The sequence below is a fragment of the Mesorhizobium maamorense genome (assembly GCF_044998965.1).
GTDB lineage: Bacteria > Pseudomonadota > Alphaproteobacteria > Rhizobiales > Rhizobiaceae > Mesorhizobium.
Genome location: NZ_CP173356.1, coordinates 2680951 through 2701008, shown reverse-complemented (window position 1 = coordinate 2701008; position 20058 = coordinate 2680951). Strand labels below are relative to the sequence as shown.

Annotated in this window: 22 protein-coding genes and 1 riboswitch; of the genes, 16 read left to right on the top strand and 6 right to left on the bottom strand. The window is 64.1% G+C overall.

Annotated elements, in window-relative coordinates; genetic code table 11:
• Positions 1–45 precede the first annotated feature (45 nt).
• Both mgtE and ACIU1A_RS13770 read left to right on the top strand, forming a co-directional pair.
• Positions 46–1464: a magnesium transporter gene (gene mgtE, locus ACIU1A_RS13775; protein WP_140495597.1), complete on the top strand. Its 1419-nt coding sequence runs from the start codon at positions 46–48 to the stop codon at positions 1462–1464.
• Between the two features lie 125 nt (positions 1465–1589).
• Positions 1590–1976 (top strand): MerR family DNA-binding transcriptional regulator, encoded by a 387-nt coding sequence (locus tag ACIU1A_RS13770; protein WP_006203215.1) that lies wholly within the window; start codon positions 1590–1592, stop codon positions 1974–1976.
• Between the two features lie 299 nt (positions 1977–2275).
• Here the strand turns inward: ACIU1A_RS13770 and ACIU1A_RS13765 are convergent, their stop codons facing one another.
• Together ACIU1A_RS13765 and ACIU1A_RS13760 are read right to left on the bottom strand one after the other, a co-directional pair.
• Entirely contained in the window at positions 2276–2752 is a 477-nt protein-coding gene (locus ACIU1A_RS13765; protein ID WP_404927526.1) for a methyltransferase family protein, read from the bottom strand.
• Positions 2749–3753 carry a DUF1624 domain-containing protein gene (locus ACIU1A_RS13760; RefSeq protein WP_140623218.1) on the bottom strand — a complete coding sequence of 335 codons (1005 nt, stop codon included), beginning with the start codon at positions 3751–3753 and terminating at the stop codon, positions 2749–2751. Before ACIU1A_RS13760 ends, ACIU1A_RS13765 begins: the two co-directional genes overlap by 4 nt.
• A gap of 232 nt (positions 3754–3985) precedes the next feature.
• Here ACIU1A_RS13760 and ACIU1A_RS13755 point away from each other — a divergent pair, with 232 nt between their 5' ends.
• On the top strand, positions 3986–5185 hold the full coding sequence (locus ACIU1A_RS13755) for an MFS transporter (protein ID WP_404927525.1): 1200 nt from the start codon (positions 3986–3988) through the stop codon (positions 5183–5185).
• A 3-nt stretch (positions 5186–5188) separates the two neighbouring features.
• Here the strand turns inward: ACIU1A_RS13755 and ACIU1A_RS13750 are convergent, their stop codons facing one another.
• Positions 5189–6358 (bottom strand): aromatic ring-hydroxylating dioxygenase subunit alpha, encoded by a 1170-nt coding sequence (locus ACIU1A_RS13750; RefSeq protein WP_404927524.1) that lies wholly within the window; start codon positions 6356–6358, stop codon positions 5189–5191.
• Positions 6359–6491: 133 nt separating this feature from the next.
• Positions 6492–6688: riboswitch (cobalamin riboswitch) on the top strand.
• A gap of 35 nt (positions 6689–6723) precedes the next feature.
• On the opposite strand from ACIU1A_RS13750, the gene ACIU1A_RS13745 reads away from it, so the two are divergent.
• Genes ACIU1A_RS13745 through cobO form a run of 4 tightly spaced genes read left to right on the top strand, consistent with a single transcriptional unit; the run spans position 6724 to position 8840 of the window.
• Positions 6724–6903, top strand: a complete 180-nt coding sequence (locus tag ACIU1A_RS13745; RefSeq protein ID WP_140495602.1) for a CbtB domain-containing protein — start codon at positions 6724–6726, stop codon at positions 6901–6903.
• A 15-nt stretch (positions 6904–6918) separates the two neighbouring features.
• Positions 6919–7716 (top strand): CbtA family protein, encoded by a 798-nt coding sequence (locus tag ACIU1A_RS13740; RefSeq protein WP_140879893.1) that lies wholly within the window; start codon positions 6919–6921, stop codon positions 7714–7716.
• Positions 7709–8224: a bifunctional adenosylcobinamide kinase/adenosylcobinamide-phosphate guanylyltransferase gene (gene cobU, locus ACIU1A_RS13735; protein WP_140623223.1), complete on the top strand. Its 516-nt coding sequence runs from the start codon at positions 7709–7711 to the stop codon at positions 8222–8224. The genes ACIU1A_RS13740 and cobU overlap by 8 nt, the downstream gene beginning before the upstream one ends.
• 1 nt (position 8225) lies before the next feature.
• A complete protein-coding gene (gene cobO / locus ACIU1A_RS13730; RefSeq protein ID WP_404927523.1) occupies positions 8226–8840 on the top strand; it encodes a cob(I)yrinic acid a,c-diamide adenosyltransferase in 615 nt (204 codons plus the stop codon).
• Positions 8841–9168: 328 nt separating this feature from the next.
• Here cobO and cbiB read toward each other — a convergent pair whose 3' ends face one another.
• A complete protein-coding gene (gene cbiB / locus ACIU1A_RS13725; protein WP_140555013.1) occupies positions 9169–10137 on the bottom strand; it encodes an adenosylcobinamide-phosphate synthase CbiB in 969 nt (322 codons plus the stop codon).
• On the opposite strand from cbiB, the gene cobD reads away from it, so the two are divergent.
• Both cobD and ACIU1A_RS13715 read left to right on the top strand, forming a co-directional pair.
• Entirely contained in the window at positions 10136–11182 is a 1047-nt protein-coding gene (cobD, locus tag ACIU1A_RS13720) for a threonine-phosphate decarboxylase CobD (protein ID WP_404927522.1), read from the top strand. The genes cbiB and cobD overlap by 2 nt on opposite strands.
• On the top strand, positions 11179–11688 hold the full coding sequence (locus ACIU1A_RS13715; protein ID WP_140817418.1) for a tyrosine phosphatase family protein: 510 nt from the start codon (positions 11179–11181) through the stop codon (positions 11686–11688). The genes cobD and ACIU1A_RS13715 overlap by 4 nt, the downstream gene beginning before the upstream one ends.
• A 2-nt stretch (positions 11689–11690) precedes the next feature.
• On the opposite strand, the gene ACIU1A_RS13710 is transcribed toward ACIU1A_RS13715, so the two are convergent.
• Both ACIU1A_RS13710 and ACIU1A_RS13705 read right to left on the bottom strand, forming a co-directional pair.
• Entirely contained in the window at positions 11691–12494 is an 804-nt protein-coding gene (locus ACIU1A_RS13710; RefSeq protein ID WP_404927521.1) for a creatininase family protein, read from the bottom strand.
• Between the two features lie 54 nt (positions 12495–12548).
• Positions 12549–12932 carry a RidA family protein gene (locus tag ACIU1A_RS13705; protein WP_140555017.1) on the bottom strand — a complete coding sequence of 128 codons (384 nt, stop codon included), beginning with the start codon at positions 12930–12932 and terminating at the stop codon, positions 12549–12551.
• 269 nt (positions 12933–13201) lie between these two features.
• Here ACIU1A_RS13705 and ACIU1A_RS13700 point away from each other — a divergent pair, with 269 nt between their 5' ends.
• The 7 genes from ACIU1A_RS13700 to ACIU1A_RS13670 all read left to right on the top strand — a co-directional run bounded on the left by ACIU1A_RS13700 (position 13202) and on the right by ACIU1A_RS13670 (position 20044).
• Positions 13202–14206: an ABC transporter substrate-binding protein gene (locus ACIU1A_RS13700; protein ID WP_140639073.1), complete on the top strand. Its 1005-nt coding sequence runs from the start codon at positions 13202–13204 to the stop codon at positions 14204–14206.
• Positions 14207–14217: 11 nt separating this feature from the next.
• Complete coding sequence (locus ACIU1A_RS13695) at positions 14218–15048, top strand: ABC transporter ATP-binding protein (protein WP_404927520.1); 831 nt, start codon at positions 14218–14220, stop codon at positions 15046–15048.
• Positions 15035–15883, top strand: a complete 849-nt coding sequence (locus tag ACIU1A_RS13690; RefSeq protein WP_404927519.1) for an ABC transporter permease — start codon at positions 15035–15037, stop codon at positions 15881–15883. Before ACIU1A_RS13695 ends, ACIU1A_RS13690 begins: the two co-directional genes overlap by 14 nt.
• Positions 15884–15887: 4 nt before the next feature.
• The gene (locus tag ACIU1A_RS13685) at positions 15888–17189 is read left to right on the top strand and encodes a cytosine deaminase (RefSeq protein WP_404927518.1); all 1302 of its coding nucleotides are present in this window, start codon (positions 15888–15890) and stop codon (positions 17187–17189) included.
• A complete protein-coding gene (locus tag ACIU1A_RS13680) occupies positions 17189–18592 on the top strand; it encodes an FAD-binding oxidoreductase (protein ID WP_404927517.1) in 1404 nt (467 codons plus the stop codon). Before ACIU1A_RS13685 ends, ACIU1A_RS13680 begins: the two co-directional genes overlap by 1 nt.
• 283 nt (positions 18593–18875) lie before the next feature.
• A complete protein-coding gene (locus ACIU1A_RS13675) occupies positions 18876–19457 on the top strand; it encodes an NAD(P)H-dependent oxidoreductase (protein ID WP_404927516.1) in 582 nt (193 codons plus the stop codon).
• Positions 19457–20044, top strand: coding sequence for an NAD(P)H-dependent oxidoreductase (locus ACIU1A_RS13670; RefSeq protein WP_404927515.1), 588 nt, complete (start codon positions 19457–19459; stop codon positions 20042–20044). Before ACIU1A_RS13675 ends, ACIU1A_RS13670 begins: the two co-directional genes overlap by 1 nt.
• Positions 20045–20058: the final 14 nt, after the last annotated feature.

The window sequence follows — 20058 nt, the reverse complement described above, 5'->3', positions numbered from 1 at the left end:
ACCTGAGATGCACCTTTTCCAGGATTGCAATGGCGGGAGGCGCTGGTGGAAGGCCAGGACGAACGGACGACCGGCGCTGGGGTCGCTGACGAACACCGCGCCGACATCTACGGTGAGGACGGCGCTGTCCTTTCGTCCTTTCTCGCCCAGATCGGCGCGGCGATCGCCGACCGCGATACGCTCACGCTCAAGCGTGAGGTCGACGACCTGCACCAGTCGGAAATGGGCGACCTGATCGAGGCGCTGCATCCCGACCAGCGGCGCGCCCTTGTCGAGCTTTTGGGGGCCGACTTCGATTTTTCCGCGCTGACCGAGGTCGACGAGGCGATCCGCATGGACATCGTCGACAATCTGCCCAACGCGCAGATTGCCCAGGCGGTGCAGGAACTCGATTCCGACGACGCGGTCTACATCCTCGAGGATCTCGAACCGGAGGACCAGGACGAGATCCTGTCGCAGCTGCCGTTTACCGAGCGCATCAGGCTACGTCGCTCGCTCGACTACCCCGAGGAGACCGCCGGGCGGCGCATGCAGACGGAGTTCGTCGCGGTGCCGCCGTTCTGGACGGTCGGCCAGACCATCGACTACATGCGCGAGGACAAGAACCTTCCCGACCGCTTCAGCCAGATCTTCGTCATCGACCCGAGCTTCAAGCTGCTTGGCGCCATAGACCTCGACCAGATCCTGCGCACCAAGCGCTCGGTCAAGGTCGAGGAGGTCATGCATGAGACGCGGCACGCCATTCCGGCCACGATGGACCAGGAAGAGGCAGCGCGGGAGTTCGAGCAATATGACCTTCTGTCGGCCGCCGTCGTCGACGAGAACGAGCGGTTGGTCGGCGTGCTGACCATCGACGACGTCGTCGACGTCATCCAGCAGGAAGCCGAGGAAGATCTCCTGCGCATGGGCGGCGTCGGCGACGAAGAGCTTTCCGACAGCATCTTTTCGACCTCGCGTTCGCGTGTTCCATGGCTGCTTGTCAATCTCCTGACCGCCTTCCTCGCGGCATCGGTGATCGGTCTGTTCGACCACACGATCGAGCGCATCGTGGCGCTCGCCGTGCTGATGCCGATCGTGGCCGGGATGGGCGGCAATGCCGGTTCGCAGACCATGACCGTCACCGTGCGGGCGCTGGCGACAAGGGATCTCGACATCTACAATGCCGGCCGCATCATTCGCCGCGAGATAGGCGTGGGCTTCATCAACGGCATCGTTTTCGCCATATTGATCGGCATCGTAGCCGCCGTCTGGTTCCGCGATGCCAATCTGGGCGGCATCATCGCCGCGGCCATGATCATCAACATGTTCGTTGCGGCCCTTGCCGGCATCCTGATCCCGCTGCTGCTCGACCGCTTCAAGGTCGATCCTGCGGTTGCCTCGGCGGTCTTTGTCACCACGGTCACCGACGTCGTTGGTTTCTTCGCCTTTCTCGGCCTTGCCACGTGGTGGTTCGGCGTCCATTGATCAGGCTCAATTGACTTTTACGTAAATGCCGTGCGAGGCTCGGCGACAGGCAGACTGCGGCCTATTCCGGCAGGTCTGCCGCGGACGGAGAGCAGCAATCGCCAATCTCCGGCTATGGGGCGAGAATGCGGGAATATTATTCGATCACCGAGCTGACGCGCGAATTCGACGTGTCGACGCGGACATTGCGCTTCTACGAGGACGAGGGGCTGGTGCAGCCGGTGCGGCGGGGCCGCACGCGGCTGTTTCGTCCATCCGACCGACACCTGATCCGGCAGATCATGCGCGGAAAACGGCTCGGCTTCTCGATCAACGAGATCCGCGAAATCATCCAGATGTACAAGGAACCGCCCGGCGAGGTCGGCCAGCTCAAGCTGATGATCAAGCGCATCGAGGAAAAGCGCGAGGATCTGAGGCAAAAGCGCCGCGACCTCGAGGAGACATTGGCAGAGCTGGACCAGGCAGAGGAATCCTGCGTCGAGCGGCTGGTCGAGCTGGGGGTTAATACGTAGCGGCCTTCCAGGCAGGACAATCGCTTTAGAGTCGGCGCCGCCCCTCATCGCCCTGCCGGGCACTTCTCCCCGTATAGTGACGGGGAGAAGGGGGCTGACCGTGATCTCGGTCTCTTTCCTGCAACGCTGGTGGCTGGCGAAACCGCTGATGACAGCGCCCCTCTCCCCGTCACTATACGGGGAGAGGATGCCGGCAGGCAGGTGAGGGGCGGCGCCGACATCGACAAATTGTTGGTCTCCGCCACAAATCGGAAACCGTTGTCTTCCCGATATGGCTCTGGCAGCCGGCGTTCAGATGCTCAAATCCAGCGCCGCACTCTTTTTGCGTAGTCGCGGTATTTCTTGCCGAACTTTGCCGCCAGCATCTTTTCTTCCTTTTCCACCGCGACCTTCTGCGTGACGTAGGCGGCGATGAAGGCGAGCGGCAGGAACCAGACGATCCCGGAGATGAAGGCAACGCCGATCAACAGCAGCGTGTTGGCCAGATACATCGGGTTGCGGCTGACGCCGAATGGGCCCGAGGTGACGAGATGGTCCGGCACGGCGTTGGGGTTGAGCGTGGTCTTGGCCCGCGTCATGGTGCGGATGGCGGTGAACCACAGTGCGGCGACGCCGAACAGCGCCACCCAGCCGGCCGCGTAGAGGAGGTCGCCCAGGAGGTCGCCGATCCAGGGCAGGGGAAAAAGCAAGCCGAGCGCGATGCTGATGGCGATGGCGGCGATGTAGATCAGCGGCGGCCACGGTATCAGCCCAGGTTTGGGCACGGTCTCGGTCATTCGACACCTTCCTCCGTCATCTTGCTGTCGGTCCGGGCCGTGCAGGTACCGGCGAGGTCCGCCAGATGCGCTCTCCATTCGGCGGTCTGGTCGTTCTTATAGAGCCGATCAAGCGTTGCCTCGCCCTCCAGCGTGTCCAGCATGCACCCACAATAGCTCGAACAGAACTTGCTGTCGCGCTGCTGCTCGCACGAGATCTGACAGGTCTTGAGAAAGTTCACCTGCGGGGTTTCGACCTTGGCCGGCATTACTTGCGAGAACAACCAGACACTGCCGATCAGCAGCGGCTGATGGATCAGGTAGAAGGCCAGGCTGTGCCGACCGATGAAGACCAGCGGGTTGGACCAGCGCCCGGGCGCCACATCCGCCAGGCGCGCCAAGACGCCGAAGCGGGAGGCAAGCTTGGTCGCTCCGAGGCCCACAAGCACCGCACCGAACCACGGGAACAGCGGGACATAGTCGTTGGAGTGTGGGTTGACCGCGGAAAGACCGACCCACCACAGCCAGGGGTGATCGAACGATTCCAGCCGAAAATAGAAGGGAATGGCGATGACCGCCGCGGCGATCGGCAGTGTGAGCAGCGCCGGCAGGCGCAGGAATGCCAGCCCGAGCAGGCTCGCCAGCGCGATCTGGTGCAGGATGCCGAAGAAGATCCACCCGTCCGGCGTGGCGATACGGGTGGCGACCGAAATGGCGATCGCCGCTCCGGCGACCATGGCGAAGCGTCTCCAGAAGCCGTTCCAGCGGATCTCTTTGCCATGGGCGAGATACAGGCTGACGCCGACCAGGAACAGGAAGGTCGAGGCGATGCAGCGAGCATAGAACTTCCACCAGCCGAAGGCGGTCAGGCCGGGATCGGTGTAGCCGAAGAATTCCAGGTCCCAGGTGAAATGGTAGCTCGCCATGGCGATCAGCGCGATGCCGCGCAGCATGTCGATGGCGACGATGCGCTTGGTCTTCGGCAACTCCGCGGCGGGCATGGTCGGCGTCTGGATGCTCATGGTCTCGCGATCTGATTCAGCCCCGCACGAGGACTATCACGGTTACGCCGGACAAAAGAAGGCCGTGAGCTTCGATACAGACAGTCAGCCGGCGCTGCATCAGGCACCCCTTTAGGCCAGCACCGGAAAGCCTTTGACCGGCTTCGTTTTTATCCGGGGCACGTCGGTTTCCTGTTACCGGTCGCGAACTGATGGCCGCAGATTTGGCTGCTGATTCTGCTTTGGGGAAGCAATGTCCACGCATGTGCGCCATCCGATCTGGCTACCGGCCCTCAAGGCCGCGGATGCCCGCACCTTCGCCTCGCTCTACGCGGTCGAATCCTTCGCTCGCGCCACGGTGTCGAGCGTCATCCCGATCCAGGCCTACGAGATCCTCCACAACGAGCAGATCGTCTCGATCCTCTACACCATAGTGGCGATGCTCGGCCTGTCGGTGACCCTGTTCATGCCGATGCTGATCCAGCGCTTCGCACGGCGCTGGGTCTACACGGCGGGCGCCTGCCTGCTGGCGATCGGCTCGTTGTTCTTCATCACGCATACGCTCGCCGGGCAATTGGCCGGCATGCTGTGCCGTGTCATGGGCGCCAGCGCGCTGTCGATCACGCTCAACCTCTACATCATGGACCACATCCGCAAGACCGATTTCATGCAGGCCGAATCGCTGCGCATGGCGTGGTCGATGTTTGCCTGGACGGGTGGGCCGACGCTCGGCATCTTTCTCTACACACGCTTCGGCATCTATGCCGCGCATGGCGCGGTCGCCGTATTCGCCTTGGCCCTGCTGGCGTTGTTCTGGACCTACCGGCTCGGCGACAATCCCTCGATCCGGCCGGGCAAGACGCGCCCGGTCAACCCGCTAGCCAATATCGGCCGCTTCGTCGCGCAGCCGAGGCTGAGGCTGGCCTGGCTGATCGCCTTCGGCCGCTCCTGCTTCTGGACGACATTTTTCGTCTATGGCCCGCTGTTCATGGTCATCACCGGTGAGGGCGAACTTGCCGGCGGCATTCTGGTTTCGGCAGGCAACGCGCTTTTGTTCATGGCGATTTTCTGGGGCAAGGCCGGCAAGCGCTTCGGCGGCCGCAGGACCATGACTTTTGCCTATTTCGCCATGTCGGTGGTGCTGCTGGCGGCGGGTGCCGTCGGCGAAAGCGCGCCGCTCGTCACCGGCGCCTTCCTGCTGTGCGGCGCCTTCTTCACCATCGCGCTCGACGCGCTGGGCTCGACCGCCTTCATGCGCTCGGTCCGCTCTTATGAGCGGGCGCAGATGGCTGCGGTCTACCGCACTTATCTCGACTTTTCCGAACTGACGCCGCCGCTGGTCTACTCGGTGGTGCTGGCCTTTTTCGGACTGGGCTCGGTTTTCGTCACGCTCGGCCTGCTTGCGGCGGTCTGCGGTTATGTCACCTGGCGGTATCTGCCGAAGTCGCTGTGAAGCTTACGGCACAAGCGCAGCATGTCGTTCGCGTACCCAATCGTGGAAGCGGTGGAGGTCGTACTCCTCCGGCATCAGCACGCCGGCCTTATGGCGCATGGAGCGCAGCCCTTTCTGGTTGACCTCGCAGATCGCGGCATCCTCCTCCAGCACCTGGGTGCCGAATCCGACGATGTTGTCGATGTCGGTGGCGGCGAGCGCGTCGGGCGCGAACAGCCATTCGGCGGTCAATTCGGTCTGCTCGGGGCCAAGCGGCACCAGCCGTACGGACCTGACATAGTCGACGTGGCCGACGATGAACATCGAGGGCAGGCTGGTGGCGTAGGTCTGGCCGGCGGCGTGCTCGGCCGGCGTCAGGCCCGAAAAGACCGGCCCATGCGCCTGGCCGTCACGTGACCATGTTTCGGCACCCGCCCGCAGCCCGCCGGAAAATTCCGGCGCGTCATCGTCGGCATGGCGGGTCCATTCGGGGTCGTCATGCCGGCCCATCAGGCCGCGACCATAGATCGGCACCAGCCGCGACAGGTCCTTGTGGACGCCGGGGCAATGCAGGCATTCGTTGAAGTTTTCCCAGAAGATCTTCCAGTTGCAGTTCATCACCTTGCGCAGCACATGGCCCGATACCAGCGATTCCAGCGGCCAGTTGCCGAGATCGCCGGAGGCCGGGTCGAAGGATGAGTGCGCCGAGCCGGCGGCATCTTCCGCGAGATTGACGAAGACGAAGCCGCGCCAGACCGACAGCGCGACGCGATAGAGCGGATGGTCCGCCTTGTCGAAACCTTCGGGCAGCGTTTTCGATGGCACGCGCACGAGATCGCCGCGCAGCGAATAGGACCATGCGTGGTAGGGGCAGGTGATCAGCCGCGCCTTCAGCCGCCCCTCGCGTTCCTGGCAAAGCTGCGAGCCGCGATGCCGGCAGGTGTTGTGGAAGGCGCGCAGTTCGCCGGTGTCGTCGCGCAGCACGACGATCTCCTGGGTGCCGACGCGGAAGGTGCGAAAAGCCAGCGGTTGGGCGAGATCAGCTTCACGGCAGACGAGCAGGCAGTTCCTGTACCAGATGGCGTCAAGGTCGCGCTGGTAGGCCGCCGCATCCCAATAGGCCGACGACGGCAATGTCGGCTCGGCCCGGGTGAGGCCGTTATAGGGGGCGTGCTGGCTCTGGACGGGCTGCATGGCTGGCCTCCTGTGAGATGGCAGCCGACACCCGGCTACGGAAATTGTCAATTGCAGCGGAGCAAGCGGCCGGACGGCGCTAAAGCGCTTGTCGCCGTCGGAATTTGGTTTGCCGGATGCGGCGATTTTCCCTATAGTCACCTTCGTCGTCGGTTCCGATTGGAGCCAAGAGGGAATGCGGTGCGGGCAGATTTGTTGCCCAATGCCGTGGCTGCCCCCGCAACTGTGTGCGGTAGTCCTCTCCATATGCCACTGAAGATTTTCTTCGGGAAGGTGGGGAAGGGCGCTGATCCGCGAGCCAGGAGACCTGCCGGCGACAGGAAACTGACTTCGATGCCCTCGGGTGGAGGGTGAAAGGACAAGACATGAATACCGCTTCCGTCTCCCTCGGCGCCTCCATCTCCTCGCAGTCGCGCCTCCTGCAGCTCGCGCTCGCGGCGCTGCTCGGCGTTTTCGTCGTAGGCTTTGTCGGTTTCTCGCATATCGACGCGGTCCACAATGCCGCGCACGACTATCGCCACTCGATGGCGTTTCCCTGCCACTGATAGGGATTTGACATCATGAACCTGTTTCGCAACGTCGTGTTCATCGCGGCGATCGCAGGGCTCGTGGCCGGTGTCGTTCTCGCCTGCATGCAGGCCTATGCCACCGTGCCGTTGATCCTGAAGGCGGAAGTCTACGAACAGGCCGGCGGCGGCCACCACCACGACCATACCGCACCGGCCCCGACCGACAACAACGCCATGAACTCTGCCGCCCCGGCGGGCAATGCCATGAGCTCCGCCGCGCCGGCAGCCGCTGAAGCTGTTCCGGCTGGAGAGGAAGGCTGGGCGCCGGCCGACGGCTTCGAGCGCTTCGCCTTCAGCGTGCTTGCCAACATCGTCACCGGCATCGGCTTCGCGCTGGTCCTGGTCGCGGTTTCGGAATTCGCCGGCGGCATCGGCAACTGGCGCCAGGGCGTGTTCTGGGGACTGGCCGGCTTTGCCGTGTTCACGCTGGCGCCGGGCCTCGGCCTGCCGCCGGAACTGCCGGCCATGCCTGCCGCCGAGCTTCTGCCACGCCAGATCTGGTGGACGGCGACGGTGGCGGCGACGGCGATCGGCCTTGCCCTGATCGCCTTCCGCAAATCACTGCCGCTGGCGATTCTGGGCGTGGTGTTGATCGTCGCGCCGCATATTGTCGGCGCGCCGCAGCCGGACAGTTTCGAGACGCCGATTCCGGAAGGCCTGCATCATCAGTTCGTGGTGGCGGTGACCGTAACCAACCTGGTGTTCTGGCTCGTGCTCGGCGCTGCCGCCGGCGTGGTGCGTGGACGCTTCACCGGCAGCGCGACGAGCCTGCGCGACAGCTTTGCCTGATCGCGGAAGACTGACCTTCATCATCGGCGGTGCGCGCTCCGGCAAGAGCGCGCACGCCGAAACGCTGATGACGGCCTTGCCTTCGCCATGGACCTACATCGCCACGGCGCAAGCCTATGACGACGAGATGCAGCAGCGCATCGCGTTGCACCGGTCGCGGCGCGGCGAGGGCTGGACGACCATCGATGCACCGCTTGGCCTTGTCGGTGCACTCGAGGCCCTACCGGAGGACCAGCCGGTCCTTGTCGACTGCCTGACGCTCTGGCTGACCAATCACATGCTGGCCGATCATGATGTAGAGGCCGAATGTCGGCGGCTGGCTGACATGCTGTCGCGGCCGCGCGGACCCTGGTTCGTGGTATCCAACGAGGTCGGGCAAGGCATCGTGCCCGACAATGCGCTGGGGCGCCGGTTCCGCGACGCCGCCGGCCGGCTCAACCAGCAGGTCGCGGCGATTGCCGAGACCGTGCTTTTGATGGTGGCGGGGCTGCCGCTCAAGGTGAAGTGACATGACCGACATCGACGAAAAGGACGAAGAGCGCCACCGCGCCAAGATGGCCAAGCGCAAGGCGGTCCAAGACGCCGAGGTGGCGAGCAAGACGGTCGAAAAGGGGCTGCTGATCGTCAACACCGGCCCGGGCAAAGGCAAGACCACGGCTGCCTTTGGCCTGGCGCTGCGGATGCTCGGCTACGGCAAGCGCGTCGGCGTCGTCCAGTTCATCAAGGGCAAATGGCATACGGGTGAGAAGGAGGCCTTCGCCGCCTTCGGCGACCGCGTCGTCTGGCACGCGATGGGCGAGGGGTTCACCTGGGAGACGCAGGATCTGAAGCGCGACATCGCGGCGGCCGAGGCCGCCTGGGCCAAGGCGCTGGAGCTGATGGCCGATCCGTCGATCAGTCTCGTCGTGCTCGACGAGCTCAACATCGCGCTGCGCTACGAGTATCTCGATCTGGACAAGGTGATTGCCGCGCTGAAAGCGCGCCGCGAGGGCCTGCATGTCGTCGTCACCGGTCGCAACGCCAAGCCGGCGCTGGTCGAGGCGGCCGATCTGGTGACCGAGATGGGGCTGACCAAGCACCACTTCGCGGCGGGCGTGAAGGCGCAACAAGGGATCGAGTTTTGAGAGCTTTTGTCCCCTTTTGTGGATGAGCATTCAAGTCTGGTCGCCAAACGCTCCCAGCGGGGCTCACTTCCTTTCCCTCCGGAGGGGGAAAGGTGGCGCTGCGAAGCAGCGACGGATTGGGGGAAGGCGGTGATCGAACGCGCGGTCCGCAGACAGGCAGGCGCAACCCGGCGGGTGCGAGAAACGCGACTGCCGAGCTCGTCGACCCCCACTCCGTCTCGGCTTCGCCGAGCCACCTCTCCCCGATCGACGGGGAGAGGAAAGGCGCGAACCTGTTGCAGCCCGGCTCCCTTCCTCCCCTTCGGGAGAGAACTCACGGGGGGTGAGATCATGCCAGAATGACGATCGCCGAAACCACGCCGAACAGCGCGATCAACAGGCAGTCGGCGACGCGGTAGAGTTTCAGCGCCCGCCTTATGTCGATGCTGTCGGCTTCGCGCCGGCCGCCTTCGCCCATGAACGCGTCGTCGACCGTTACGCCGCCATAGCTGCGCGGCCCGGCGAGCGCCAGGCCAAGTGCGCCGGCCATCGCCGCCTCCGGCCAGCCGGCATTGGGCGAGCGGTGCTTTTTCGCGTCGCGCCGCACCGCCTGCCATGCGGCTTTCGCGTCGGCGCCTTTCACCAGGAAAGCCGCCAACGTGATGAGCAACGCCGTCAGCCTCGACGCCGGCAGGTTGATCCAATCGTCGAAGCGTGCGGCTGCCCTGCCGAACGCTTCGTGGCGCGGCGTGCGATGGCCGATCATCGAATCGGCGGTGTTGGCGGCCTTGTAGGCGGCGCCGCCGGCGAGGCCGCCGACGCCCGTCCAGAAGGCGGGGGCAACGATGCCGTCGGAAAAATTCTCGGCCAGGCTCTCGATCGCCGCGCGGCAGACGCCGGCCCTGTCGAGGGTTTCGGGATCGCGGCCGACGATGCGCGAGACGGCGGCGCGGCCCATGTCGAGGCCGCCCGAGTCGAGCGCATCGGCGACGGCCTCGACATGCTCATAAAGGCTCCGCTGCGACAGGAACGATGTTGCCAGAAGGGCGGTGATGAACAGTCCCAGGGGAATGAACCAGAGCAGGATCTGCACGCACAGGCCAATTAGCGCCGGCACCAGCACGATGACCAGAAGCGCCTGGACACCACGTTGGCGACGCAGTGCGTCGGGATCAGTGGCGCGGTTGAGCCTGCGATCGAGAAAGGATATCAGCCTGCCAAACCACGTCACGGGATGGCCGATGGCGCGAAACAGCCAGTCGGGGTAGCCCAGCGCGGATTCGATGGCCAATGACAGGAAAGCGATCAGGACTGACATGAAGCTTCTTGAAGGAGCGGTGGACCATGGTGGAAGTCTCGGCCGGGCAAGGGCGCTTTTCCCCAACGCCCCCCAGCCTTTCGTCGACCTCTCGACCGGAATCAATCCGCACTCCTACCCGCTTTTCGAGCTGCCCGCCACCTCGCTGTCGCGATTGCCGGAAGCGGGGCGGGCGCGTGAGCTGACGGCGATCGCGGCCAGTAGCTATGGTGCGCCCTCGCCAGCCAATGTCGTCGCTGCGCCCGGTACGCAGATCCTGCTGCCACGCGTGGCTTCGCTCATCGCACCGGGCAGGGCGCTCGTGCTGGGGCCGACTTATGCCGAACATGCCCGCGCGGCGGCAATCACGGGGCACGAGGTGACCGAAGTCAGCGATTTCGCTGATCTGGCGGATGCCGACCTGGCCATCGTGGTCAATCCGAACAACCCGGATGGGCGCATCGTCGAGCGCGACCGGCTGCTGGCGCTGGCCGCCGGTTTGCGCGCCAAGGGCGGGCTGCTGGTCGTCGACGAGGCGTTCATGGATGTCGGCCCGCGCGAACACAGCCTTGCCGGCTATGTCGGCCAGGGCGGCATCGTCGTGCTGCGCTCTTTCGGCAAGTTTTTCGGGCTGGCCGGCCTGCGGCTTGGATTTGCGCTTGCCGATGCGCCGACGGCCCAGCGGCTGGAAACGCAATTCGGACCTTGGGCTGTCGCCGGCCCGGCGCTGGAATATGGCATTCGCGCACTTGCCGATATCGGCTGGCAGGACGCGATGCGCGCGTCGCTGGCGGAGGCATCGGCTCGGCTCGACGGACTGTTCGGTCGTTTCGGCGTGCCTGTCGCGGGCGGCACCACATTGTTCCGCTATTTCAGCCTGCCGGATGCCGCCGGCTTGTTTTCTGTGCTTGGGGAACGCGGCATCCTGCTTCGCCATTTCACCGACCGCCCGCATGTCCTGCGGGCCGGCCTGCCGGGGAACGGGGAGGAGTGGCTGCGGCTTGAATCCGCCCTTGCCGAATGGGCGGCCCGGCGCGAGGATGGAGCGGAAGGTATCAAACCATGATCCATGTCTGCTCGCTGGCAAAGGTCGAGGAAACGGTGGCGAGGACCGGCGCCGAGCGGCTGCTGTCGCTGTTGGCCGCCGGCACCGATGTGCTCCGCCCGGCCTCGATCATGAGGGAAAATCATCTGCACCTGGTCATGCACGACATCGCGGTGGCGCAGGATGGCATGACCATGCCGGGCGAGGAGCATGTGCGCAACCTGCTCGATTTCGCGCGCCGCTGGGACCGGGCGAGGCCGATGGTCGTGCATTGCTATGCCGGCATCAGCCGCTCGACGGCCTCCGCCTATATCATCGCTGCCGCGCTGGCGCCGAAACGCGACGAGGCCGAGCTGGCCCGGACGTTGCGGACGCTGTCGCCTTCGGCGACGCCAAATCCGCGGCTGATCGCGGTGGCCGACGCGCTGCTTGGTCGAGGCGGCCGCATGATCGCGGCAATCGAAGCGATCGGGCGCGGCGCCGATGCCTTTGAAGGCACACCGTTCGAACTGAAGATCGATATGTAGGGCTACTTCAGCCAATCGGCGAGCTTCGCCTTGCGTACATCCCTAAGCAGGCTGACAAAACCATCAGCCTGATGTTCCGCTGTCAGCCGACCTTTTTCAGCCGTGGCAATGCTGGCGTCGCCGACCACGCCGTTCGGATTGAGATCGCTGGCGATCCAGGCGAAGGCGTGGGTGCCGGTGTGGCGCAGGAGCGAAAATTCCTGCTCCGCGTTGGCGACGTTGGAGACGAAATTGTCGGCCTTGGTCATGTCGACGAGATCCGGCCGGAAATGCAGCATCAGCGAGGTCTCGACGTCGCCGCCATGGATGCCGTGGCGGTCCTCGAGTTCGGTGTACATGCGGGCCGGGCGGCCGAAGCGTTGCCAACTGGTCTTCACCGCCAGCATCTTTTCGCGCACCCGCAATTCGCGCGTGACGATGCCCATGATCTCCTCGTTGCCGCCATGCGAATTGACGACGACCAGCTTGCGCACGCCTGCCCGCGCAATCGACACGCCAAGCTCGGTCCAGGCGTCCGCCAGCGTCGTTGCCGGCAAAGTAAGCGTGCCCGGCGCGTGAAGATGCTCGTTCGATTTGCCCACCGCCTGGACAGGAAGGATGCGGATGTCGAGATCGTCGGGCAGGCGGGCGATCACCGTGTCGAGCATGCCGTTCATGATCGAGGTGTCGGTCGAGACAGGCAGATGCGGTCCATGCTGCTCGATCGCCGCCACCGGCAGTACGGCGATCGTCGCTTCGGGATCGATCGAGGCATATTCGGTGGTCCGATAGTCACCCCACCACACGCGTCTTTTTGCTACCGTCATGTCATGCCTCTTCGATGAACGGTGAGACCTACCGCGAGATAGGCGGCGTGTCGATCACCCGGCCGCGATGGCCTCGACCTCGACCTTGAATTCAGGCCGGGCAAATCCGCTGACGATCATCAGGGTCGAGGCCGGCGCGGGGTTCGAAAAAAGCCGGTCGCGGACATCCATATAGGGTCTCAGATGCGCGCGGTCGGTGACATAGGCGTTGATGCGAACGATATTGCCGAGCCCCAGCCCCGCCTCGCCGAGGATCGCGGCGATGTTCTTGAAGCAAAGCTCGGCCTGGGCGCCGGCGTCTTCGGGGATCTGGTCGTCCGCCGTGATCGCGACCTGGCCTGAACACAACACCAGCCGCTTGCCCGGGGGCACTTCGACGCCGTGACTGTAGCGGGCAAAAGGCGGCTTGATCGACTTCGGGGTGAGGAACTTGAACATGGCAATCTCCTGGATACCGCCAGCCTAAGACTGGATTCATCACAGCTTCAAGATGGCGGTGCATGTCGCCGGTGCGATTGTGGACAGGCGTTTAAAAAATAGGCACGATGCCTCCGGTGCAGCACGACCTTTCCGGCGTTCGCAGATGGCTGTGGTGCAGGCGGGCGGGTCCCGGCGCGAGACGCCGGTGGCATGTGTCTTGCTTCTTGAATCTCTGGTGTCGAGCCTGGCGCGTGGCGCGCTGGAGCAAACAAAGGGTGGTGGTGTCGATGTACGGAAAACTGAAGATGTCGGTAGCGGCGGTGGCCGTGCTTGCAGCGAGCACGCTTGGTGCCGCGGCAAATGAAAAAGTCACCTTCGGCACCAACTGGCTGGCCGAGCCGGAACATGGCGGCTACTACCAGGCCGTGGCCGACGGCACCTATGCCGCCTGCGGCCTCGACGTCACCATCATGCAGGGTGGCCCGCAGGTCAGCGGCCGGCCGATGCTCCTGGCCGGCAAGATCGATTTCTACATGGGCGGCAACCTGCTGTCGGCCTTCGACGCCGTCCAGCAAGGCATTCCGATGCGCGTGGTGGCGGCGGACTTCCAGAAGGATCCGCAGGTCATCATGTCCCATCCCGGCGAGGGGCTGGACAAATGGGAGGACCTGAAGAACGCCGAGCAGTACATTCTGGGCGACGAGGGCGCGCAGACCTTCTTCCAGTGGATGATCATCGAACTCGGCTTCGACGCGGCCAAGCGCGTGCCCTACACCTACAACACTGCTCCCTTCCTCGCCAACAAGAAGTCGATCCAGCAAGGCTATGTTACCTCCGAGCCGTTTGCGGTCAAAAAGGAAGGCGGCTTCGTGCCCAACCAGTTCCTGCTCGCCGACTATGGCTGGGACACCTATTCGACGACGGTCGAGGTGATGCAGGACACGATCGACAAGAAGCCGGAGGTGGTCCAGTGCTTCGTCGATGGCTCGGCCAAGGGCTGGTACAAATATCTCTACGGCGACAACAAGGCCGCCAACGACATGATCAAGAAAGACAATCCTGACATGACGGATGAGCAGATCGCTTTCTCGATCGAGCAGATGAAGAAGTTCGGCCTTGCCGATTCCGGCGACACCGAGAAGCTCGGCATCGGCGCCATGAACGAGGCGCGGATCAAGAGTTTTTACGACAAGATGGTCAAGGCCAAGGTCACGCCCGCCGGCATCGACATCACGAAAGCCTACACGCTGGCCTTCGTCAACAAGGGCGTCGGGCTCGAGCTGAAGAAATAGGCCGTCCCAGCATGATGCGGGAACAGGTAGCGCAGGCGCCGGCGAACGGGTCCGACACGGCTCCGGCATTGTTGGCGCTGCGGGGCGTCGGCAAGGTCTTTTCCAATGGCGTGACGGCGCTCGCCGACGTCGACCTGACGATCCGGGAAGGGGATTTCCTCAGCCTGCTCGGGCCGTCCGGCTGCGGCAAGTCGACGGCGCTGCGGCTGATCGCTGGCCTGTCAACGCCGACCTCCGGCATGCTCGACTGGCGTGCGGGCGGTTCGCTCGACCGCTCGAACATCGGCTTCGTGTTCCAGGAGCCGACATTGCTGCCCTGGGCCAGCGTTTTCGACAATGTCTGGCTGCCGCTTAGGCTGAAGGGCGTCAGCCGCGCCAAGGCGGCACCGGTGGTGACCGAGATGCTGGCAAGGGTTCATCTCACCGGTTTCGAGAACGCGGTGCCGCGCGAACTGTCGGGCGGCATGAAGATGCGCGTCTCGATCGCACGGGCCCTGGTGACCAAACCGCGCGTGCTTTTGATGGATGAGCCGTTCGCGGCCCTCGACGAAATCACCCGCTTCAAGCTCAACAACGATCTGCTGGAGTTGTGGCAGGACGAGCGCTTCACCGTCGTCTTCGTCACGCATAGTGTCTTCGAAAGCGTGTTTTTGTCCAACAGGGTTGTCGTGATGGCGGCGCGGCCAGGCAGGATCTTCGACGAGCTTGCCATCGATGCGGCCTATCCGCGCGACGAGGCCTTTCGCACCTCACCCGATTATGCGGCGCTGTGCCGGCAGACGTCCGACGTGCTGGCCAAGGCCATCAACTCAATTGCAGGCTCGCATCATGACGGCCATTGACGGTGCATTGAAACTCGACCCCGAGGAAGCACGCCGCGCGCGCCAGGAGCGGCTCGAGCGGATCGGCCGCTGGGTTCTGCCGCTGGCGATCATGATCCTGGCGATCTGGCTGTGGGACCGTATCTGCGTGTGGAATGGAATTCCGCAATACATCCTGCCGCGTCCCGGTGTGGTGCTGGCAACGCTCTACAACGACGCCGGCCTGCTGTTCTCCGCACTGCTGGTCACCTTGCGCATCACCTTCCTCAGTCTGCTCCTTGCCGTCATCGGCGGCGTCGGGCTGGCGGTGCTGTTCGCGCAGTCGAAATGGGTGGAGATGTCGTTTTTTCCCTTCGCCATCGTGCTGCAGGTGACGCCGATCGTGGCCATCTTCCCGCTGATCAACATCTATGTCGACAACCAGACGACCAAGCTTCTGCTCTGCGCCTGGATTGTCGCCTTCTTTCCGATCCTCTCCAACACCACCCTCGGCCTGAACTCGGTCGACCGCAATCTGCGCGACCTGTTCAAGCTCAACGGCGCAACGCGCTGGCAGCAATTGCGCTATCTCAGGCTGCCGGCGGCGATGCCGTATTTTCTCGGCGGGCTGAAGATCGCCGGCGGCCTGTCGCTGATCGGCGCGGTGGTGGCCGAGTTCGTCGCCGGCGCCACCGGCCAGTCTTCGGGCCTCGCCTCGCGCATCATCGAGGCCGGCTACCGGCTGAACGCGCCCAGGCTGTTCGCGGCGCTGTTCCTGATCTCGCTGACCGGCATCCTGATCTTCCTCGTGCTGTCGCTGATTTCGCATCTCATCTTACGGCGCTGGCACGAGAGCGCGCTGAAGCAGGAGCGGTAGCGCCTTGATTCCGAACACAGGTTCATACCGGCTCGCCAACGCACGCGTTCATCGGTCCGTCACGCCTGGCCTTGCCGCGCCCTTCGACGGCGACGGTTTCGCACTTGCCGACATCGCGGTGGGCGACGGCAAGATTTCCAGCATTGCTGTTCCTGGCAGATCGAACGCACCTGCCGATGCGATCGACCTCGGCGGGCGGATTCTGCTGCCGTGCTTCATCGATTGCCACACCCATATCGACAAGGGCCATATTTGGCCGCGAAAACCCAATCCTGACGGCACTTTCATCGGGGCGCTGAATGCCACAGGTGCCGACCGCACGGACCGCTGGAGTGCCGAGGACGTGGCGCGGCGCATGGATTTCTCGCTGCGCTGCGCCTACGCGCATGGCACCAAAGCACTGCGCACGCATCTGGACAGTGTCCCGCCGCAGGAGGAAATCTCCTGGCCGGTGTTCGAGACGATGCGCGAGAGGTGGCGCGGCCGCATCGAGTTGCAGGGCGCCTGCCTGATTGGCGTCGAGGGCGTGCGCGACAAGAATTGGTTCGACAGGCTGGCCAAAAGGGTGGCCGCCGCCAAGGGCGTGCTTGGCGTCGTCACCTACATGGTGCCGGATCTGGAAGAACTGCTCGACCATGTCTTCTCCCAAGCCGTCGAGCATGGCCTCGATCTCGATTTCCATGCCGACGAGACCGACGACGTCGCGGCGATCTCGCTGAAGAAGATCGCCGAGGCGTCGCTATGGAGCGGCTTCGAGGGCAAGATCCTCGTCGGCCACTGCTGTTCGCTGGCGCGCCAGCCGGACCTCGACGTGCTGGACACTCTGGACAAGGTGGCGAAAGCCGGGCTGGCGATCGTCTCGCTGCCGATGTGCAATCTCTATCTGCAGGATCGGCGGCGCGATCAGACTACGCCGCGCTGGCGCGGGGTGACGATGCTGCACGAGATGAAGGCGAGGGGCATTCCGGTCGCGGTCGCTTCCGACAACACGCGCGATCCCTTCTATGCCTATGGCGATCTCGACATGCTGGAGGTCTACCGCATGGCGACGCGCATCCTGCATTTCGATCATCCGGTCGCCGATTGGCCGCAGGCCGTCACGGCAACGCCGGCTCACGTGATGCGGCTCGATGGTTTCGGCACGCTTGCCGCCGGCGGCGATGCCGATTTCATTGTCTTCAGGGGCCGCAGCTGGACGGAATTGCTGTCGCGGCCCGAATCGGATCGCATCGTCGTGCGCGCCGGGCGCGCGATCGACCGGCAATTGCCCGACTATGCCGAACTCGACGAGCTGATGGTGGACTGATGGATATCGCCGCGCTGAAACGCGATCTCGACGGGATAAAACTCGACGACAATCCGGCCATCGTCCAGCAGAAAAGCCGCGATTTCTACTGGTACAGCCCGGTGCTGAAGCAGCAGCTCGATCACGTCACCGGCGACCTTGTCGTGACGCCCAAGAACGAGGCCGAGCTGATCCGCGTGCTCGCCGCCTGCCACCGGCATGGCGTGCCTGTGACGCCGCGCGGCAGCGGCACAGGCAATTACGGACAGGCGATGCCGCTCTCGGGCGGCGTCGTGCTCAATCTCGCCGAGATGAACGAGATCAAGTCGATCGCGCCGGGGCGTGTGGTGACCGGGCCGGGCGCTGTGCTGGCCGACATCGACAAGGCAACGCGGGCGCATTCCGGCCAGGAACTGCGGCTCTCACCCTCCACCTACAACACCGCCTCGATCGGCGGCTTCATCGCGGGCGGTTCGGGCGGCGTCGGTTCGATCAATTTCGGCGGCTTGCGTGATTTCGGCAATGTGCTGCGCCTGCGCGTGGTAACCATGGAGGCCGAGCCGAGGGCGCTCGAACTCACCGGCGAGGATCTGCACAAGGTGACCCACGCCTACGGCACCAACGGCATCATCATGGAAGTCGAAATGCCGCTGACCGCGGCCTATGAGTGGATCGACATCATTGTCGGCTTCGACGCCTTCATGAATGCGGCGCGCTACGGCAACGCGCTGGCCTGCCAGGACGGCATCCTGACCAAGCTGATCACGCCGATCGCGGCACCGGTGCCGCAGCTCTATTTCAAACGGCACCAGAAATTCCTGAAGGATGGGCAGAGCATCTGCGTCGTCATGGTGGCGCGGCATGGGCTGGACGCCTTTCTCGCTTTCACGCGGCGGGCTGGAGGCGAGGTGGTCTTCAATGCCGCGACGGCGACGCCGGAGGAGAAAAAGGGCCTGCCGCCGGCCTATGAGCTGGCCTGGAACCACACGACGCTCAGGGCGCTGCGGGTCGACCCCGACATCACCTATTTGCAGTCGCTCTATCCCTTTCCCAACCAGCTGGCGCTGGTCGAGAAAATGGACGCGATGTTTCCAGGCGAAGTATTCTCGCATCTGGAGTTCGTGCGGCTGGATGGCAACATCACCTGCTTCGGCCTGCCGCTGGTCAAGTTCACCACCGAGGCGCGGCTCGACGAGATCATCCGCTTGCATGAGGAGAATGGCTGCCCGATCTTCAACCCGCATCGTTACACGCTGGAAGAGGGCGGCATGAAGCAGACCGATGCGGTGCAACTCGCCTTCAAGCGCGAGACCGATCCGCAAGGACTGCTCAATCCCGGCAAGATGATCGCCTGGGAAAATCCGGATTATGACTACCGTTCGGGACGAACTTTTCTGTTCAAGGGGCTGCAGAGGACGGGATGAGGAGAGGTTCGCGCTTGAACACCCCCTCTGGCCTGCCGGCCCGGGCCCTTCGCTGTCGCTTCGGGCGTTCGTCGCTCGGAAAGCCAAGAAATTGGCTTCCCGTCCGCTGCGCGGACCACTCCTCACCCCCCGCATGGGGGGAGATCGGCAGCTTAAGCGCTGCCGCCAACCTGCTGCGCTGACAATTGGCGAAAGCAAGGAGATAGTCCGATCTCCCCCTTGCGGGGGAGATGCCCGGCAGGGCAGAGGGGGTGCCTCGCGCTGACCCAGGCAATGCCTCGCCATGAACATCCTCGTCCTCCACGCCCATCCGGTCGAAACCAGCTTCAATGCCGGCCTGCACCGGACGATCGTCGAGCGACTGACGGCTGCCGGTCATGCGATTGACGACTGCGACCTCTATGCCGAGGACTTCGACCCGCGGCTCTCTCGCCAGGAACGGCTGGACTATCACAATCCGCGCGGCTCCGCCGACCCTGCGGCGCCGTATGTCGAACGTCTGTTGTGCGCCGATGCGCTGGTGCTTTCCTATCCGGTCTGGAATTACGGCTTTCCGGCAATTCTGAAAGGGTTCTTCGACCGCGTCTTCCTGCCCGGCGTGTCGTTCAAGCTGGTCGACGGCAAGGCGCAGCCGTCGCTGCACAACATCAGGAAGATCGCGGCGGTCACCACCTATGGCGGCAGCCGGTTCCGCGCCATGCTGATGGGTGACCCGCCGCGCAAACTGATCAAGCGCATGCTGCGCACCACGGTCAAGCCGGGCGCTTCGGTTTCCTATCTGGCGCATTATTCGATGAACATTTCGACCGACGAGACGCGCAAGGCGTTCTTGGCCAAGGTCACGGCCAGCATGGACAGATTCTGATGCGCGCGCTGGTGGTTTATTGCCATCCGGTGCCGGAGAGTTTTTGCGCCGCTATCCGCGACACCGCCGTGGAGGTGCTGACGCGAAAGGGCTGGGAGGTGCGGCTGCTCGACCTCTACGCCGAGAAGTTCGATCCGGTGATGAGCTGCGAGGAACGGCGTTTCTACAACAACCAGGCGCCGCAGGACCTTGCGCTGAAGCCGCATTTCGAGCTGCTCAACTGGGCCGAGGCGATCCTCTTCGTCTATCCGACCTGGTGGTACGGGCTGCCGGCGATGCTGAAGGGTTGGCTCGACCGGGTGTGGGCGACGGACGTCGCCTTCAAGCTGCCGGCCGGCAAGGGGCGGATCAAGTCGCTGATGCGGCATGTGAGTAAGGTCGGCGTCATCACCACCTGCGGCGCGCCGACATGGTGGAGCGTCGTCGTCGGCCAGCCCGGGCGCAAGACCTTGCTGCGCGGCATGCGCGCGCTGTGCGCCACGCGCTGCCGGACCTTCTTCCTGGCGCACTATCTGATGGACGCCTCGACGCCGAAGACGAGAGCAGCGTTTCTGGCGAAAGTGCGGGCTAAGCTGGAGCGGTTTTGAGGGGGCGAACTGCC

What these genes read in the sequence shown, in the direction of transcription:
- ACIU1A_RS13770 (WP_006203215.1), top strand. Translation starts at nt 1,590, where the DNA reads ATGCGGGAATATTATTCGATCACCGAGCTGACGCGCGAATTCGACGTG.
- ACIU1A_RS13765 (WP_404927526.1), bottom strand. Translation starts at nt 2,752, where the DNA reads ATGACCGAGACCGTGCCCAAACCTGGGCTGATACCGTGGCCGCCGCTG.
- ACIU1A_RS13760 (WP_140623218.1), bottom strand. Translation starts at nt 3,753, where the DNA reads ATGAGCATCCAGACGCCGACCATGCCCGCCGCGGAGTTGCCGAAGACC.
- ACIU1A_RS13755 (WP_404927525.1), top strand. Translation starts at nt 3,986, where the DNA reads ATGTCCACGCATGTGCGCCATCCGATCTGGCTACCGGCCCTCAAGGCC.
- ACIU1A_RS13750 (WP_404927524.1), bottom strand. Translation starts at nt 6,358, where the DNA reads ATGCAGCCCGTCCAGAGCCAGCACGCCCCCTATAACGGCCTCACCCGG.
- ACIU1A_RS13745 (WP_140495602.1), top strand. Translation starts at nt 6,724, where the DNA reads ATGAATACCGCTTCCGTCTCCCTCGGCGCCTCCATCTCCTCGCAGTCG.
- ACIU1A_RS13740 (WP_140879893.1), top strand. Translation starts at nt 6,919, where the DNA reads ATGAACCTGTTTCGCAACGTCGTGTTCATCGCGGCGATCGCAGGGCTC.
- cobO (WP_404927523.1), top strand. Translation starts at nt 8,226, where the DNA reads ATGACCGACATCGACGAAAAGGACGAAGAGCGCCACCGCGCCAAGATG.
- cobD (WP_404927522.1), top strand. Translation starts at nt 10,136, where the DNA reads ATGAAGCTTCTTGAAGGAGCGGTGGACCATGGTGGAAGTCTCGGCCGG.
- cbiB (WP_140555013.1), bottom strand. Translation starts at nt 10,137, where the DNA reads ATGTCAGTCCTGATCGCTTTCCTGTCATTGGCCATCGAATCCGCGCTG.
- ACIU1A_RS13715 (WP_140817418.1), top strand. Translation starts at nt 11,179, where the DNA reads ATGATCCATGTCTGCTCGCTGGCAAAGGTCGAGGAAACGGTGGCGAGG.
- ACIU1A_RS13710 (WP_404927521.1), bottom strand. Translation starts at nt 12,494, where the DNA reads ATGACGGTAGCAAAAAGACGCGTGTGGTGGGGTGACTATCGGACCACC.
- ACIU1A_RS13705 (WP_140555017.1), bottom strand. Translation starts at nt 12,932, where the DNA reads ATGTTCAAGTTCCTCACCCCGAAGTCGATCAAGCCGCCTTTTGCCCGC.
- ACIU1A_RS13700 (WP_140639073.1), top strand. Translation starts at nt 13,202, where the DNA reads ATGTACGGAAAACTGAAGATGTCGGTAGCGGCGGTGGCCGTGCTTGCA.
- ACIU1A_RS13695 (WP_404927520.1), top strand. Translation starts at nt 14,218, where the DNA reads ATGATGCGGGAACAGGTAGCGCAGGCGCCGGCGAACGGGTCCGACACG.
- ACIU1A_RS13690 (WP_404927519.1), top strand. Translation starts at nt 15,035, where the DNA reads ATGACGGCCATTGACGGTGCATTGAAACTCGACCCCGAGGAAGCACGC.
- ACIU1A_RS13680 (WP_404927517.1), top strand. Translation starts at nt 17,189, where the DNA reads ATGGATATCGCCGCGCTGAAACGCGATCTCGACGGGATAAAACTCGAC.
- ACIU1A_RS13675 (WP_404927516.1), top strand. Translation starts at nt 18,876, where the DNA reads ATGAACATCCTCGTCCTCCACGCCCATCCGGTCGAAACCAGCTTCAAT.
- ACIU1A_RS13670 (WP_404927515.1), top strand. Translation starts at nt 19,457, where the DNA reads ATGCGCGCGCTGGTGGTTTATTGCCATCCGGTGCCGGAGAGTTTTTGC.